Origin of the sequence: Mycobacterium sp. Aquia_213, assembly GCF_026625985.1 — a bacterium.
Taxonomy (GTDB): Bacteria; Actinomycetota; Actinomycetes; order Mycobacteriales; family Mycobacteriaceae; genus Mycobacterium.
The window spans coordinates 5,329,601-5,343,724 of the sequence record NZ_CP113116.1; the positions used below are offsets into that span (position 1 = coordinate 5,329,601).

The 14,124-nt window shown below is 66.7% G+C and carries 16 protein-coding genes; 6 read left to right on the forward strand and 10 right to left on the reverse strand.

Features of this window, described 5'->3' with window-relative positions:
• Positions 1–291 carry a CDGP domain-containing protein gene (locus LMQ14_RS24940; protein ID WP_267732281.1) on the reverse strand — a complete coding sequence of 97 codons (291 nt, stop codon included), beginning with the start codon at positions 289–291 and terminating at the stop codon, positions 1–3.
• Between the two features lie 95 nt (positions 292–386).
• Positions 387–839, reverse strand: coding sequence for a PaaI family thioesterase (locus LMQ14_RS24945; RefSeq protein WP_267732282.1), 453 nt, complete (start codon positions 837–839; stop codon positions 387–389).
• Between the two features lie 171 nt (positions 840–1,010).
• On the opposite strand from LMQ14_RS24945, the gene LMQ14_RS24950 reads away from it, so the two are divergent.
• The gene (locus tag LMQ14_RS24950) at positions 1,011–2,384 is read left to right on the forward strand and encodes an NAD(P)/FAD-dependent oxidoreductase (protein ID WP_267732283.1); all 1,374 of its coding nucleotides are present in this window, start codon (positions 1,011–1,013) and stop codon (positions 2,382–2,384) included.
• Here LMQ14_RS24950 and LMQ14_RS24955 read toward each other — a convergent pair.
• Genes LMQ14_RS24955 through LMQ14_RS24975 form a run of 5 tightly spaced genes read right to left on the reverse strand, consistent with a single transcriptional unit; the run spans position 2,381 to position 7,087 of the window.
• Positions 2,381–3,598 (reverse strand): O-succinylhomoserine sulfhydrylase, encoded by a 1,218-nt coding sequence (locus LMQ14_RS24955; RefSeq protein ID WP_267732284.1) that lies wholly within the window; start codon positions 3,596–3,598, stop codon positions 2,381–2,383. The two genes, LMQ14_RS24950 and LMQ14_RS24955, sit on opposite strands and share 4 nt — an antisense overlap.
• Positions 3,595–4,005 (reverse strand): rhodanese-like domain-containing protein, encoded by a 411-nt coding sequence (locus LMQ14_RS24960; protein ID WP_267732285.1) that lies wholly within the window; start codon positions 4,003–4,005, stop codon positions 3,595–3,597. The genes LMQ14_RS24955 and LMQ14_RS24960 overlap by 4 nt, the downstream gene beginning before the upstream one ends.
• A 14-nt stretch (positions 4,006–4,019) precedes the next feature.
• Entirely contained in the window at positions 4,020–5,123 is a 1,104-nt protein-coding gene (locus LMQ14_RS24965; RefSeq protein ID WP_324291085.1) for an ATP-grasp domain-containing protein, read from the reverse strand.
• 24 nt (positions 5,124–5,147) lie between these two features.
• Entirely contained in the window at positions 5,148–5,792 is a 645-nt protein-coding gene (locus LMQ14_RS24970) for a PaaI family thioesterase (RefSeq protein WP_267732286.1), read from the reverse strand.
• Complete coding sequence (locus LMQ14_RS24975) at positions 5,789–7,087, reverse strand: adenylosuccinate synthase (protein WP_267732287.1); 1,299 nt, start codon at positions 7,085–7,087, stop codon at positions 5,789–5,791. The genes LMQ14_RS24970 and LMQ14_RS24975 overlap by 4 nt, the downstream gene beginning before the upstream one ends.
• A 138-nt stretch (positions 7,088–7,225) precedes the next feature.
• On the opposite strand from LMQ14_RS24975, the gene LMQ14_RS24980 reads away from it, so the two are divergent.
• The 3 genes from LMQ14_RS24980 to LMQ14_RS24990 are packed head-to-tail and all read left to right on the forward strand — an operon-like array spanning position 7,226 to position 9,605.
• On the forward strand, positions 7,226–7,879 hold the full coding sequence (locus LMQ14_RS24980) for a peptidase M50 (protein WP_267732288.1): 654 nt from the start codon (positions 7,226–7,228) through the stop codon (positions 7,877–7,879).
• Between the two features lie 9 nt (positions 7,880–7,888).
• Complete coding sequence (locus tag LMQ14_RS24985; protein ID WP_267732289.1) at positions 7,889–8,665, forward strand: site-2 protease family protein; 777 nt, start codon at positions 7,889–7,891, stop codon at positions 8,663–8,665.
• 40 nt (positions 8,666–8,705) lie between these two features.
• Positions 8,706–9,605: a cation diffusion facilitator family transporter gene (locus LMQ14_RS24990; RefSeq protein WP_267732290.1), complete on the forward strand. Its 900-nt coding sequence runs from the start codon at positions 8,706–8,708 to the stop codon at positions 9,603–9,605.
• Here LMQ14_RS24990 and LMQ14_RS24995 read toward each other — a convergent pair.
• Complete coding sequence (locus LMQ14_RS24995; RefSeq protein WP_267732291.1) at positions 9,602–10,015, reverse strand: DUF3151 domain-containing protein; 414 nt, start codon at positions 10,013–10,015, stop codon at positions 9,602–9,604. The two genes, LMQ14_RS24990 and LMQ14_RS24995, sit on opposite strands and share 4 nt — an antisense overlap.
• A 45-nt stretch (positions 10,016–10,060) precedes the next feature.
• On the opposite strand from LMQ14_RS24995, the gene LMQ14_RS25000 reads away from it, so the two are divergent.
• Positions 10,061–10,885 (forward strand): hypothetical protein, encoded by an 825-nt coding sequence (locus tag LMQ14_RS25000; protein WP_267732292.1) that lies wholly within the window; start codon positions 10,061–10,063, stop codon positions 10,883–10,885.
• Between the two features lie 82 nt (positions 10,886–10,967).
• On the opposite strand, the gene fbaA is transcribed toward LMQ14_RS25000, so the two are convergent.
• Entirely contained in the window at positions 10,968–12,008 is a 1,041-nt protein-coding gene (gene fbaA / locus LMQ14_RS25005; protein ID WP_267735671.1) for a class II fructose-bisphosphate aldolase, read from the reverse strand.
• An 84-nt stretch (positions 12,009–12,092) separates the two neighbouring features.
• Here fbaA and LMQ14_RS25010 point away from each other — a divergent pair, with 84 nt between their 5' ends.
• Positions 12,093–12,815: a DedA family protein gene (locus LMQ14_RS25010; protein WP_267732293.1), complete on the forward strand. Its 723-nt coding sequence runs from the start codon at positions 12,093–12,095 to the stop codon at positions 12,813–12,815.
• On the opposite strand, the gene LMQ14_RS28215 is transcribed toward LMQ14_RS25010, so the two are convergent.
• Positions 12,750–14,108 (reverse strand): 3-oxoacid CoA-transferase subunit B, encoded by a 1,359-nt coding sequence (locus LMQ14_RS28215; RefSeq protein WP_324291086.1) that lies wholly within the window; start codon positions 14,106–14,108, stop codon positions 12,750–12,752. The genes LMQ14_RS25010 and LMQ14_RS28215 overlap by 66 nt on opposite strands.
• Positions 14,109–14,124: the final 16 nt, after the last annotated feature.

Genomic DNA, 14,124 nt, shown 5'->3' on the forward strand with positions numbered 1-14,124 from the left:
TTAGTCGTCGATGTGCGTCGGTGGGTCGTTGAACGCGACTCCCCACGGGTGCTGGTCGGGGCCCAACGTCTGACAGTTCGTGTTGGTGACGTAGATCGGAGTGCCGTCACGCCCGCCGGTGGGCGGAAACACGACGCAGCGTTGCCAGGTGCCGTCGGCCTGGACCGGTCCATCGCACTTGCTGACAACGACTCCACCCAACTGGCAGCCGGCATTGGCCGGGGGCGCCGCGGTGATCAGGGCGCCAGCCGACAGCACGGTAGCCAGTCCTGCGACGACGAATTGCCTCATGCTGTGCAGACACTACCGTTTGGGCGCTGAGAACGGCTGGATGGTCGAAGGCCTGTGGACGGTGCTCGGCTAGTGAGTTAGGTGGCGCACCAGAATTAACGAGATCGCCAGCGTTTCCACACCGCATGACCCGTGGCGCGGGTCTTGTCGTCGTATCTCAGTTCGACGTCGCAGATGATTTCGGTTTCGGCGGATTTGGTAACAGCAGCCCAGAGGTCCACCGCACTGTCAAGCGGGCTGGGGCGCAGATACCGCACGTCTATGCCGGCTGTCACAAAGGGGAGCAAGGCCCCCGGCGGAGCGTCCCAGCCCTGCAGCGAGGCTTCATGCAAAACGCCCGCGGCACTGTGGCAGTCGAGCAGGGTGGCGATGATGCCGCCGTTAAGCAAACCCAATCCGTTGTCGTGCTCGGGCCACGGCGTAAAGGTTGCGCTGACGTACCCATCGCGGACATAGCTCTTAAGGCGGAGGCCTCGGGGGTTGGCTGGTCCACAACCGAAGCAGGTCATTGTCGGGAAGAGCTGCTCCTGAATAGATATCGCGTCCACAGGACAAGTATGTGCCGTCAAGGATCCGCTGTTCTCGACGGAGTCGAACATATATTCGGGAATATGTGGGCACCCGCCGACAACTCAACGTTCATCTCGCTGAAGTCGTACGGTGGACTTGCGCTGCGGAGACTGTAGTGGCCAGACGGATCGCAGACCTCAAGGAGAACCATGTCGCGCCATCGCGTCGTCATCATCGGAAGCGGCTTCGGCGGGCTGAATGCGGCCAAGGCGCTCAAGCGCGCCGACGTCGACGTCACCCTGATCTCGAAGACGACCACCCACCTGTTCCAGCCGCTGCTGTATCAGGTGGCCACCGGGATCCTGTCCGAGGGCGAGATCGCGCCGGCCACCCGACTGATTCTGCAGAGGCAGAAAAACGTGCGGGTGCTGCTGGGCGAGGTCTACGACATCGACATGACGGCCAATACGGTGACATCGAAGCTGATGGGGATGCAGACCGTGACGCCCTACGACAGCCTGATCGTGGCCGCCGGTGCCCGGCAGTCCTACTTCGGCAATGACCAGTTCGCGACCTACGCACCCGGCATGAAGACCATCGACGACGCCTTGGAGCTGCGCGGCCGGATCCTCGGCGCGTTCGAGGCCGCCGAGGTCACCGACGATCCCGCCGAGCGGCAACGGCGCCTGACGTTCGTGGTGGTCGGAGCCGGACCCACCGGCGTCGAAGTCGCCGGGCAGATCAAGGAACTCGCCCACCGCACCCTCAAGGACGCGTTTCGGACCATCGAGCCCCGCGATTGCCGGGTGATCCTGCTCGACGCCGCGCCCGCGGTGCTGCCGCCGATGGGCGAGAAGCTGGGCCTCAAGGCACAACAGCGGCTGGAGAAAATGGGCGTCGAAGTCCAGCTCAATGCGATGGTCGATGACGTGGACTACATGGGTCTGACCATCAAGGAGAAGGACGGCACGAAACGCCGCATCGAATGCGCGTGCAAGGTGTGGGCGGCCGGCGTCCAGGCCAGCTCACTGGGCAAGATCATCGCCGACCAGTCCGACGGCACCGAGGTGGACCGCGCCGGACGGGTAGCCGTGGAGCCCGACCTGACCGTCAAAGGCCACCCCAACGTCTTCGTCGTCGGTGACCTGATGTCCGTGGCAGGCGTGCCCGGGATGGCTCAGGGCGCGATTCAGGGCGCGCACTACGCCACCGCACGGATCAAAGACATGGTCAAGGGCACCGACGACCCGGCAAATCGCAAGCCCTTCAACTACTTTGACAAGGGCAGCATGGCGACGATCTCCCGATTCAGCGCCGTCGCCCAAGTCGGCAAGCTGGAGTTCGGCGGCTTCATCGCCTGGCTGGCGTGGTTGGGGCTGCACCTGCTGTACCTGGTCGGCTTCAAGAACCGGTTCACCACGGTGATCGCCTGGTTCATCACCTTCTTGGGCGACGGGCGGAGCCAGATGGCGATCACCACCCAGATGATCTACGCCCGGGTGGTGACCCAGAACTGGATGGAAGCGCAAAACCAGGGAGCGACCACGCCAGCCGACGAGCGAGCCGAACAGAGAGCCGGTTAGCTCAGGGCCTGGTCGATATCGGCGATCAGATCGTCGGTGTTCTCCAGGCCGACCGAGATCCGGACCACGCCGTCACCGAGGCCGATCGCGGCGCGACCCTCCGGCCCCATCGCCCGGTGGGTCGTCGTCGCCGGGTGTGTGACAAGCGATTTGGCGTCGCCGAGGTTGTTCGAGATGTCGATCAGCTGCAGCTTGTCCAGCACCTCGAAGGCCCGCTCCTTGGCGCCGCCGGGAGCGTCGAGCTCGAAGGTGAGCACCGTCCCGCCGCCGGACATCTGGCGCTTGGCCAGGTCGTACTGCGGGTGCGACGCCAGAAACGGGTAGCGCACCCAGCTCACCGCCTGATGCCCTTGAAGGAACTCCGCGATCCGCTGTGCCGAGGAGTTGCTGTAGTCCACTCGAACGGCCAGTGTCTCAAGGCCTTTGAGCAACACCCAGGCGTTGAACGCGCTCAGCGCCGGGCCGGTATGCCGCATCAGCTTCTGCACCGGGCCGTCGATGTACTCCTGGTCGCCGAGGATGGCGCCACCCAGCACCCGGCCCTGACCGTCGATGTGCTTGGTGCCGGAGTACACCACCACGTCGACTCCGAGCGGAAAGCCTTGCTGCAAAAGGGGTGTGGCAAAGACGTTATCCAGCACCACTTTTGCGCCAGCGGCATGCGAGAGTTCGGTCACCGCGGCGATATCCACCAGCGACTGCATCGGATTCGACGGCGTCTCGAAGAACACCGCCTGGGTGGGCACCGACAGCGCCTGTTCCCATTGGGCGAGGTCGTCGCCGTCGACGAAGACGGTCTCCACGCCCCAGCGCGGCAGGATCTCGTTGCACACGACGAAACAGGAGCCGAACAGGCTGCGCGCGGCCACCAGTCGATCGCCGGCGCCCAGCAGCGCGCCCAGCGAGGTGAACACCGCGGCCATGCCGCTGGCGGTGGCGAAGGCCGCCGGTGCGCCCTCGATCAGCCGCAGCCGTTCCTCGAACATCGACACGGTGGGGTTGCCGTACCGCGAGTACACATAGCGGTCCAGCTCACCGGAGAACGACTGCTCGGCCGCTGCCGCCGACGGGTAGACGTAGCCGGACGTCAAGAACATGCCCTCGGCGGTCTCGTCGAACCCGGACCGCAACAGCCCGCCGCGCACGCCGATGGTGGCTTGACCGACGCCGTCGGGCAGTGTCTTCGGAGTGCGGACCGACGGTACGTCGGTCATTGCTGCTTCCAGGGCAATCCGACTGCCCGCCAACCGGTTTCACCACGGTGGCCAAGCGCGTCGAGATTGCCCTCGAAACCGTCCAGCACGTTGTAGGACGGCTCGATGCCCGCCTCGGTCGCGATCTCGGCGGCACCGATCGAGCGGTTGCCCGAGCGACACAGGAAGACCACCGGACCCGACTCCTCGGGGAGCTGGCCCTTCAGGTCGGCCAGGAAGTTCTGGTTGCGCTGCCCGGCCGACGTGTTCCACTCGATGAAGACCGCATCGCGACCCAGACTCGACAAATCGGGCACGCCGACGAACCGCCATTCGGCATCGGTGCGCACGTCGACCAAGACCGCCTGGGGGTTGTCGCTCAGCAACTTCCATGCCTCAAGCGGAGTGATATCTCCTGCGTAGCTCATTCGGGTGAGTCTAGTTAACCGCCCGGGGACACCGCGGTGGCCACGTCGCGGGCCCGGTCTCGCGCGGCCGCCACATCCGGTGCGGTGGCCAGCGCGACCCCACGCCGTGGGCCCGGTCCTCCATCGAACACCCGAAGGTCGCTTTCCGGGACGGCCAGCGCCGCGGTCAGCGCCGCGGCGGTGGGCGCCGGCTGACTCGTGCGAGCGGCGGCCGGCGAAATCATCAGGGCATCCACCGGCAGGCCGAGAATCGCCCGGGCCTGCAGCTCGAACGCCGAAATCCGCTGGCTGCGCAGGGTCACCCAGGCACTTTGCGGCAGCACGGCGCTCACATCGGCGAAGTACACCTCGTCGCCGTTGATCATCAATTCGACGCCGAAGACACCGCGGCCGCCGAGTGCCTTGACGATGCGCGCGGCGATCGACCTGGCGGCGTCGAGGGCGGCCGGGCTCATCTTCTGGGGCTGCCAGGATTCCAGCACGTCGGGTTCGGCGCGACGGTGCCCGATGGGCGAGCAGAACTCGATCACCGGCCCGTTCGGGCCCTCGCTGCGGATTGCGAGCAGCGTGACGCAAAATTCGACCTCGACCACTGTTTCGGCCAACACCCGCTGCGGCCCGGCCTGCCCCACCGCGCGCCGCCACGCGGGCTCGACGTCGTCGGGCCCGGAAACCACCGCGCGTCCGGCCGTCGCGCCCAGGGACTCGACCAGTAACGGATATCCGCCGTGCGCGGCCACCGCCTTGAGTTCGTCGACGGATCCGACGAACCAGAACGGCGCGGTCGGCAGGCCCAGCTGGTCGGCGGCCAGCCGGCGCAGGCCCTCGCGGTCGTTGGTCAGCCGAACGGTGCGGGCGTTGGGCACCAGCTCTATCGCGTCGTCTTCGGAGCGGGCCGCGAGCGCCTCGATGGCGGCAACGGAAACCGCGCCGGTGGCGGTCACCACGAAGTCCGGTTGCAGCCGGTCGATCGCCGCCGACACGGCATCGGTGTCCGGCTGCTCGTCGACCCGGGCGCCGAGGCGTCGCAGGGCGGCCGCCAGCTCGCGGGTGAGTTCGCCGGAACCCAGCAACATCACCCGGGGCCCGCCTGCGGTCTCGCGCTGTCCTTCGGTCACAGTTGAATGCTACGGCCGGGCGCGTCAGGGCTGACCCGGCAATAACCGCACCATCAGGCCAGTGCCTTCGGCCAGCACCGTGTCGTCGCCGTCGACCAATTCGGCGGAGACAAACGCCTTGCGGCCCTCGACGCTGGTGACCCGCCCCCGCACCAGCAACGGAACGTCGATCGGGGTGATCTTGCGGTAGTCGACGTGCAGGAAGGCCGTCCGACTGATCGGGCGATTCGAGGCATGGGAAACCATCCCGAACATGTGGTCAAACAACAGCGGCAGTACACCGCCGTGCACCGCCATGTTGCCGCCGACGTGGAATCGGGTGAAATGCCCCCGCATTTCGCAGCCGTCGGGCTCGTATCGCGTCAACGTCCACGGCGGCAACAGCAGACTGCCCATGCCGGGTAGGCCCGGCGTCCGCCCGGACGGCGCTACGCCCTCATCGGCCTGAAACGGCTCGAGCAGCTCTACCAGTGCGGCGGCCCGATCGGCCGCGTCGTCCCAGGTGTCGTCTGCGGGGTCGGCGGACACCGCGAGGTCTTGCAGCCGGCGCATGGCCGCCACGAATCGCCCGAAACCCGGGCCCGGGTTGGCCACCCCGTATTCGGGAAAACCGCCGTGGTGTTCGTATTCGGGGTCGAGTTCTTTGGGATCCTGAGCAGCATCCGTCACGCGCGCCCCGCCAGGACGTCGCGGCGCACGATGGTCTGATCCCGTCCCGGCCCCACACCGATGCATGAAACATGTGCTCCGGCAAGCTCTTCCAGACGCAATACGTAGTCACGCGCCTTGGCGGGCAAGTCGTCGAACTCGCGCGCGGCAGAGATGTCCTCCCACCAGCCGGGCAGCTCTTCGTAAATCGGTTCGGCCTTGTGCAAATCGCTTTGCGTCATTGGCATTTCGTCGGTCCGCACCCCGTCGACGCGGTAGCCGACGCACACCGGCACGGTTTCCAGACTGGACAGCACGTCGAGCTTGGTCAGGAAGTAGTCGGTGATGCCGTTGACCCGGGTGGCGTAGCGGGCGATGACGGCGTCGAACCAGCCGGTGCGGCGGCGCCGCCCGGTCGTGACGCCGAACTCGCCGCCGGTCTTGGACAGGTATTCGCCGTACTCGTCGAACAATTCGGTCGGGAACGGACCCGAGCCCACCCGGGTGGTGTAGGCCTTGAGGATTCCGAGCACGGTGGTGATCCGGGTGGGGCCGATGCCGGACCCGACGGCCGCGCCGCCCGCCGTCGGATTCGAGGACGTCACATAGGGATACGTGCCGTGGTCGACGTCGAGCAGCGTGCCCTGCGAGCCCTCCAGCAGCACGGTCTCGCCGGCCTCGAGCGCGGTGTTGAGCAGCAGCCGAGTGTCGGCGATGCGATGCCGGAACCCGTCGGCCTGCTTCAGCAGGGCATCGACCACCTGATGCGGATCCAGCGCCTTGCGGTTGTAGATCTTGACCAGGATCTGGTTCTTGAGTTCCAGGGCGCCCTCGACCTTTTGGGTCAGCAGCTCGGGGTCGAGCACATCGGCCACCCGGATGCCCTGGCGCGCGATCTTGTCCTGGTAGCACGGTCCGATGCCGCGGCCGGTGGTGCCGATCTTCTTGTTGCCCATGTAGCGCTCGGTCACCTTGTCGATTGCGACGTGGTAGGGCAACAGCAGGTGCGCGTCGGCGGAGATCAGCAGCCTCGAGGTGTCGACACCGCGATCTTCCAGGCCCTTCAGCTCGTCGAGCAGCACGCCCGGATCGATCACCACGCCGTTGCCGATGACGTTGGTGACGCCGGGCGTCAGCACGCCCGACGGGATCAGATGCAGCGCGAAATTCTCCCCGGTCGGCAAGACGACGGTGTGCCCGGCGTTGTTGCCGCCCTGGTAACGCACCACCCACTGCACGCGGCCACCGAGCAGGTCAGTGGCCTTCCCTTTGCCCTCGTCGCCCCATTGGGCGCCGATGAGGACGATTGCCGGCATGACATGCTCCCGCCTGGTCTCGCCTGCTTATTGTGGTCCAGCCGGGGACCCACCTTAGTCTGGTGACGATGCGGGCGTCTTGCGGCCCGCTGAGGAACCGGGCCAATTTGCTCGAGCCCAGCACGTCGCGAGGAGCCCATGAATATCGCCGCGGACACGGCCGACATGGCGGTGTTGTGCTTCGGCGACCGGCGACTGCCTGGTCCGCTTCACGGCCTGGCGACCCATCGAGTCGAGAGCCCGGCCGACATTGACGCCGCGATCGGGCCCTACCGGCGGCTGGTCGTTCTCGGCGACGACGCCGAGCTGGCCGCGGTGCTGAGCCGGCTGCTGCGCGCAGGGCGACTCGACGTCGAGGTGGCCTACGTGCCGCGCCGCCGCACCCACGCGACCCGCATTTACCGCGCGCCGGCCGGATGGCGGGCGGCTTGGCGGGCCCGGCGCGGCGCACCCGGGCGGGTCACCCTGGTGCGCGACGAGACCGGCGCGGTGATCGTGGGCCGGGCCGGCTGGCGGCCACCCGTGGACCAACAACGGATTCACGGCGAGGCCGTCGTCGACGACACGCGGTTGTTCGACGGCGACGTCACCGGCGCGGACATCGAGCCGACGCTGGCCGTACCGGGCCTGCGAGCCGCGGTGCACGGACGCTGGCGCCGCTGGGTCCCCGGCCGCGCCGTCCAGCTGGGCAGCACCGGAGTGGTGGTGGTCCGCGACGGTGTCCCCGCGCTCCGGGCCGCCCGACGGTCGACGTTCTACCGCCACGTCGAAGGCTGGTTGCTGGTCCGGTAGTTTCGACCGGTGGACTCACACGGGCACGCATCGGTGCGGCCCAGCCCAATCTTCTTGGCACTGGTCGCATTGACGGCCGCCGGCGGGGTGCTGGCCTGGCTGGCCGGAACGACCGTGCGGCCGATGTCGTACGCCGGGGTGTTCATCTTCGTGATCGCCGGCTGGCTGGTTTCGTTGTGCCTGCACGAGTTCGGCCACGCGGCGACCGCGTGGCGATTCGGCGACCACGACGAGCAAGTGCGCGGCTACCTGACCCTGGATCCGCGGCGCTACGCCCATCCCGGGCTGTCGCTGCTGCTGCCGATGGTGTTCATCGCGCTGGGCGGGATCGGCCTGCCCGGCGCCGCCGTGTACGTGCGCACCTGGTTCATGTCGCCGACGCGGCGCACCCTGGTCAGCCTGGCCGGCCCGGCGGCCAACCTGCTGCTGGCGGTGCTGTTGCTGACGTTGACCCGGCTGCTGTTCGACCCGGAGCACTGGGTGTTGTGGGCGGGCGTGGCGTTTCTGGGCTTCCTGCAGATCATGGCGGTGGTGCTGAATCTGCTGCCCATCCCCGGCCTGGACGGGTACGACGCACTGGAACCGCACCTGAGCCCCGAGACGCAGCGCGCCGTGGCGCCGGCCAAGCAGTACGGCGTGTTCATTCTGCTGTTCCTGCTGTTGGCGCCGGCGGTCAACCAGTGGCTGTTCGCGATCGTGGACTGGTTCTTCGACCTCTCCGGGGTGCCGCATCTGCTGGCCAGCGCCGGCAACTCGCTGACCCGCTTCTGGAGCCGCTGGTTCTAGGCCTTGCAATACATGCGTTTCCACGCATATATTGTTGGCCATGGGCGCCGGACACAGTCACACACCCGCCGAGGCCGACGCGTCTCGGATGATCCCCCGCATGATCATGGCCGCCGGGATTCTGGCGGCGTTCTTCGTAATCGAGCTGACCACTTCGCTGCTGATCAATTCCCTTGCGCTGCTGGCAGATGCCGGGCACATGCTGACCGACGTGGTCGCGGTGTTCATGGGGCTGGCGGCCGTGGTGCTGGCCAAGCGCGGCAGCACGTCCCCGGATCGCACCTACGGCTGGCACCGCGCCGAGGTCTTCACCGCGGTGGCCAACGCGGTGTTGCTGGTCGGTGTGGCGATGTTCATCCTCTACGAGGCGATCGAGCGGCTCGGTAAGGGCGCCGAGGTCGCCGGCCTGCCGATGATCGTGGTGGCGCTGGCCGGGCTGGTCGCTAACTTCGTGGTGGCGATGCTGCTGCGGTCGCAGTCCGAGGGCAGTCTGGCCGTCAAGGGCGCCTACATGGAGGTCGTCGCCGACACCGTCGGCAGCCTGGGCGTACTGATCGCCGGCATCGTGACCGTCACGACGCACTGGCCCTACGCCGACGTCGTCGTCGCCATACTCGTGGCCCTCTGGGTGCTACCCCGGGCGTTCTCGCTGGCGCGCGCGGCGCTGCGGATCCTGTCCGAGACGTCACCGGCGCACATCGACGTCGAGGAACTGCGGTCGGCACTGGGTGCCGTCGACGGCGTGACCGAGGTGCACGATCTGCACGTGTGGACGCTGTCGCCGGGCAAGGACATGTGCACCGTGCACCTGACCAGCGGCAGCGACTCCGCCCGCGTGCTGAGCGACGCGCGTGAGGTGCTGCACGAGCGTGGGCTCGAGCACGCCACCGTGCAGGTCGAGTCGCCCGACCGCGACAGCGACTGCTCGGAGAGCTGCTAGAGCCCCAGCTCTTTGCGGGCCGCGGGGTCGCAGTCGTCGAGCAGGTCGAGGCAACGGTTCAGCTCGTCGGTCTCGCCGATCGTGTCGGCGGCCTTGGCCAGCGCCGCCACACACCGCAGGAAGCCGCGGTTGGGCTCGTGCGCGTAGGGCACCGGGCCGAACCCCTTCCAGCCGTTGCGGCGTAATTGGTCCAGGCCACGGTGGTAGCCGGTCCGGGCGTACGCATAGGCGGTGATGGCCCGGTCGTCGGCCAGCGCCTCCTCGGCGAGGGCCGCCCAGGCCACCGACGCCGACGGATGCGCCGCGGCGACGATGCCCGGATTCTCGCCGGTGAGCAGTTCGGCTTCGGCTTCGCTGTCGCCGGGCAGCAGGATTGGATCAGGTCCCAGGAGATCACCCATCGGTGTCATAAGTTCTATTCTGCCGTCCCGCCGCGGGTGACTAAGCTCCAACTCATGCCTAACCCACCGGAGCCCGATCGCGGCAACCCGCCGGGTGAGGACCCGACCACGGAGCAGACCGACGAGGCAACCGAGGCCTACCCGCTGGTTCCCCCCGACCCCGAGACCGAGACCGTGGTGATCGACAAGCCCGATCTCGGCAACGATCCCGAGGCCAATCCGGACCACCAACAAGGCGAGCGTCGCTTCACCGCGCCCGGCTTCGACTCGAAGGAAACGGCGATCATCCAGACCGCCGCGGAGCCCGCGACGGAAGTGTTCGCCACAACACCGGGGCAGCCCGGCCCGCCGGGACTGCCGCCAATGCCTCCGAAATCTGCTGTGCCGCAATCTATCCCGGGCCGAGATGGGCCCAGGCCACGGTCCGCGGCCAGGAATTTCAACTGGGGCTGGGTACTGGCGATCACGGTGATCGTGCTGGCACTGGCGGCGATCGCCATCCTGGGCACCGTGCTGCTGACCCGCGGGAAGCACTCACACGTCTCGCAAGAAGACATGGTGCGCCAATCCATCCACGCCTTCGACACCGCGGTGCAGCGCGGCGACCTGACCCAGCTGCGCAGCATCACCTGCGGCACCACCCGCGACGGCTACGTCGACTACGACGAGCACTCGTGGAGCGAGACCTATCAACGGGTTTCGGCGGCCAAGCAGTATCCGGTGATCGCCAGCATCGACCAGATCGTCGTCAACGGCCAGCACGCCGAGGCCAACATCACCACGTTCATGGCCTACGACCCGCAGGTCCGCTCAACACGCAGCCTCGACCTGCAGTACCGCGACGATCAGTGGAAGATCTGCCAGTCCCCCAGCGGCTAGACGCCCATTAGCACCGAATGTGAAGTTAGTTTCACGTTGGGTGCCGAGTGTGAAGCTAACTTCACGCTCGGCAGGCGAGCGGCTAGACGCCGACTGACTTTCCGGCGCAGTGCAGGTCGTTGCAGGCCTCGATCACGCGCTCGGTCATGCTCGCCTCGGCCTTCTTGAGGTAGCTGCGCGGGTCGTAGACCTTCTTGTTGCCCACCTCGCCGTCGATCTTGAGCACGCCGTCGTAGTTGGTGAACATGTGGGCGGCGAGCGGACGGGTGAACGCGTACTGGGTGTCGGTGTCGACGTTCATCTTCACCACGCCGTAGCGCAGCGCCTCCTCGATCTCCGACTTCAGCGACCCCGAGCCGCCATGGAACACGAAGTCGAAGGGCTTGGAACCGTCCGCCAGGCCGAGCTTGGCGATCGCGACCTTCTGGCCCTCGTCGAGGATGTCGGGACGCAGCTTGACGTTGCCGGGCTTGTAGACGCCGTGCACGTTGCCGAAGGTGGCCGCGAGCAGGTACTTGCCGTGCTCACCGTGACCCAGCGCGTCAATCGTCTTCTCGAAGTCCTCCGGGGTGGTGTAGAGCTTGTCGTCGATCGCGCCCTCGACGCCGTCCTCCTCGCCGCCGACCACGCCGATCTCGACCTCGAGGATGATCTTGGCGGCCGCGGCGTCCTTGAGCAGCTCCTTGGCGATCGCGAGGTTCTCGTCGATCGGCACCGCCGAGCCATCCCACATGTGCGACTGGAACAGCGGGTTCTTGCCGGCGGCCACCCGCTCCGCCGAGATCGCCAGCAGCGGACGCACGTAGGTGTCCAGCTTGTCCTTGGGGCAGTGGTCGGTGTGCAACGCGACGTTGATCGGGTACTTGGCCGCGACGGCGCGGGTGAACTTGGCCAGCGCGACCGCGCCGGTCACCATGTCTTTCACCCCGAGGCCGGAGGCGAACTCCGCACCGCCGGTGGAGAACTGGATGATGCCGTCGCTGCCGGCGTCGGCGAAGCCCTTGATGGCGGCGTTGACGGATTCCGAGCCGACACAATTGATCGCCGGGAAGGCATACGAGTTTTCTTTTGCGCGTCCCAGCATCTCGGCGTAGACCTCGGGCGTTGCGATGGGCATGAATATCCTCCTGAAGACTTCAGTTGCCCCAGTATCGCAACCCGACGTTGACGGCGGGCAGCCACCTCGGGGCCGGTATGTTGAGGCGTCATGAGCACCGCCGTGTCGGCCTTGCCCGACATCATCGATCCGATGTTCTGGATCGGACCCCAGGGCCTGTTCGCCTCCGCGGTGCTGCCGACCATCCTGGTCATCGTCTTCGTCGAGACCGGTCTGCTGTTTCCGCTGCTACCGGGCGAGTCGCTGCTGTTCACGGGCGGATTGCTGGCCGCGCACGGAACGCTCAACATCTGGGTGTTGGCCCCGTCCGTCGCGGTCGTCGCGATCGTCGGCGACCAGACCGGGTACTTCATCGGCCGCCGGATCGGGCCGGCGCTGTTCAAGAAGGAAGATTCCCGGTTCTTCAAGCAGCACTACGTGACCGAGTCGCACGCCTTCTTCGAGAAGTACGGGCCCGCGGCGATCATCCTGGCCCGCTTCATGCCGTTCGTGCGGACGTTCACGCCGGTGGTCGCCGGGGTGTCCTACATGCGCTATCCGGTGTATCTGGCGTTCGACGTCGTCGGCGGCGTCCTGTGGGGCGGTGGCGTGACGTTGGCCGGCTACTTCCTGGGCAACATCCCGTTCGTGCACCAGAACCTGGAAAAGATCATCCTGGTCATCCTGTTCGTCTCGCTGTTGCCGGCGCTGATCGCCGCCACGCGGGGCTACCTGGGGCGACGGCGCGCCGCCAAGGGGGGTTCAGGTTCAGGCGACGACGAAATCGCACCCCGTCTTGGCACGGACGTCGTCGACCGTCACCCCGGGGTGTAGTTCGGTCAGGGTGAGCCCGCGTTCCGGGTCGACGTCGAAGACGCACAGGTCGGTGATGATCATGTTCACCACGCCTTTGCCGGTCAGCGGCAGCGTGCATTGCTTGAGGATTTTCGGGCTGCCGTCCTTGGCTGTGTGATCCATCACGACGATCACCCGCTTGACGCCCGACACCAGGTCCATCGCACCGCCCGGACCCTTGACCATCTTGCCCGGAACCATCCAGTTGGCCAGGTCACCGTTTTCGGCCACCTCCAGGCCGCCGAGGATGGCCAGGTCGACGTGCCCGCCGCGGATCATCGCGAAGGAGTCGGCGCTGTTGAAGAAGCTGGAGCCGCTGATCGTGGTGATGGTCTGTTTTCCCGCGTTGACCAGGTCGGGATCCACCTGGTCCTCGGCCGGATAGGCGCCGATGCCGAGCAGGCCGTTCTCGGATTGCAGCGTCACGTTGATGTCGTCGGGGATGTAATTGGCCACCAGCGTCGGAATGCCAATGCCCAGGTTCACGTAGTAGCCGTCGCGCAGTTCCCGAGCGGCGCGCTTGGCCATGATCTCGCGGATGGGGGTGTCGTTCTTGGTGACGGCGGCGCCCCGGATGGTGCGGAACTCGATCCGCTTCTCGTAGCCGGGCCCCTGGATGATGCGGTCCACGTAGATGCCCGGGGTGTGGATCTGATCGGGATCCAGCTCGCCAACCTCGACCAGTTCCTCCACCTCGGCGACGGTCACCTTGCCGCAGGTGGCGATCATCGGGTTGAAGTTGCGCGCCGTCTTCCGATAGATCAGGTTGCCCGCCGTGTCGCCCTTCCACGCCTTGACGATCGCGACGTCGGCGCGGATACCTTCCTCCAGCACGTATTCGGTGCCGTCGAAGACGCGCATGTCCTTGCCTTCGGCGAGTTGGGTGCCGAACGCGGTGCGGGTGTAGAAGCCGGGAATCCCTGCGCCGCCGGCGCGTAATTTCTCGGCCAGGGTGCCTTGCGGGGTGAGCGACAGATCCAGCTCGCCCGCCAGCACCTGGCGCTCGAATTCCTTGTTTTCTCCTACGTAGGAGGCAATAACTTTCTTGACCTGGCGACCCTTGAGCAACAGACCCATGCCGAAATCGTCGACACCGGCGTTGTTTCCGACGATCGTCAGCTCTTTGACGCCGCTGTCCACCAGCGCCTCGATCAGATTTTCCGGAATACCGCATAGCCCGAATCCGCCTGCGGCAACGGTGATTCCGTCCTTCAGCAGGTCTCGCAGTGCCGACTCGGCATCAGGGCGAACCTTGGTGCTGGAAGGGGTCATTCGAAAGCTCCTCTCA

Bases quoted from the DNA above. Each gene is read 5' to 3' on its own strand.
- LMQ14_RS24940 (WP_267732281.1), bottom strand. From the start codon at position 291: ATGAGGCAATTCGTCGTCGCAGGACTGGCTACCGTGCTGTCGGCTGGC.
- LMQ14_RS24950 (WP_267732283.1), top strand. From the start codon at position 1,011: ATGTCGCGCCATCGCGTCGTCATCATCGGAAGCGGCTTCGGCGGGCTG.
- LMQ14_RS24955 (WP_267732284.1), bottom strand. From the start codon at position 3,598: ATGACCGACGTACCGTCGGTCCGCACTCCGAAGACACTGCCCGACGGC.
- LMQ14_RS24960 (WP_267732285.1), bottom strand. From the start codon at position 4,005: ATGAGCTACGCAGGAGATATCACTCCGCTTGAGGCATGGAAGTTGCTG.
- LMQ14_RS24975 (WP_267732287.1), bottom strand. From the start codon at position 7,087: ATGCCGGCAATCGTCCTCATCGGCGCCCAATGGGGCGACGAGGGCAAA.
- LMQ14_RS24980 (WP_267732288.1), top strand. From the start codon at position 7,226: ATGAATATCGCCGCGGACACGGCCGACATGGCGGTGTTGTGCTTCGGC.
- LMQ14_RS24990 (WP_267732290.1), top strand. From the start codon at position 8,706: ATGGGCGCCGGACACAGTCACACACCCGCCGAGGCCGACGCGTCTCGG.
- LMQ14_RS24995 (WP_267732291.1), bottom strand. From the start codon at position 10,015: ATGACACCGATGGGTGATCTCCTGGGACCTGATCCAATCCTGCTGCCC.
- LMQ14_RS25000 (WP_267732292.1), top strand. From the start codon at position 10,061: ATGCCTAACCCACCGGAGCCCGATCGCGGCAACCCGCCGGGTGAGGAC.
- LMQ14_RS25010 (WP_267732293.1), top strand. From the start codon at position 12,093: ATGAGCACCGCCGTGTCGGCCTTGCCCGACATCATCGATCCGATGTTC.
- LMQ14_RS28215 (WP_324291086.1), bottom strand. From the start codon at position 14,108: ATGACCCCTTCCAGCACCAAGGTTCGCCCTGATGCCGAGTCGGCACTG.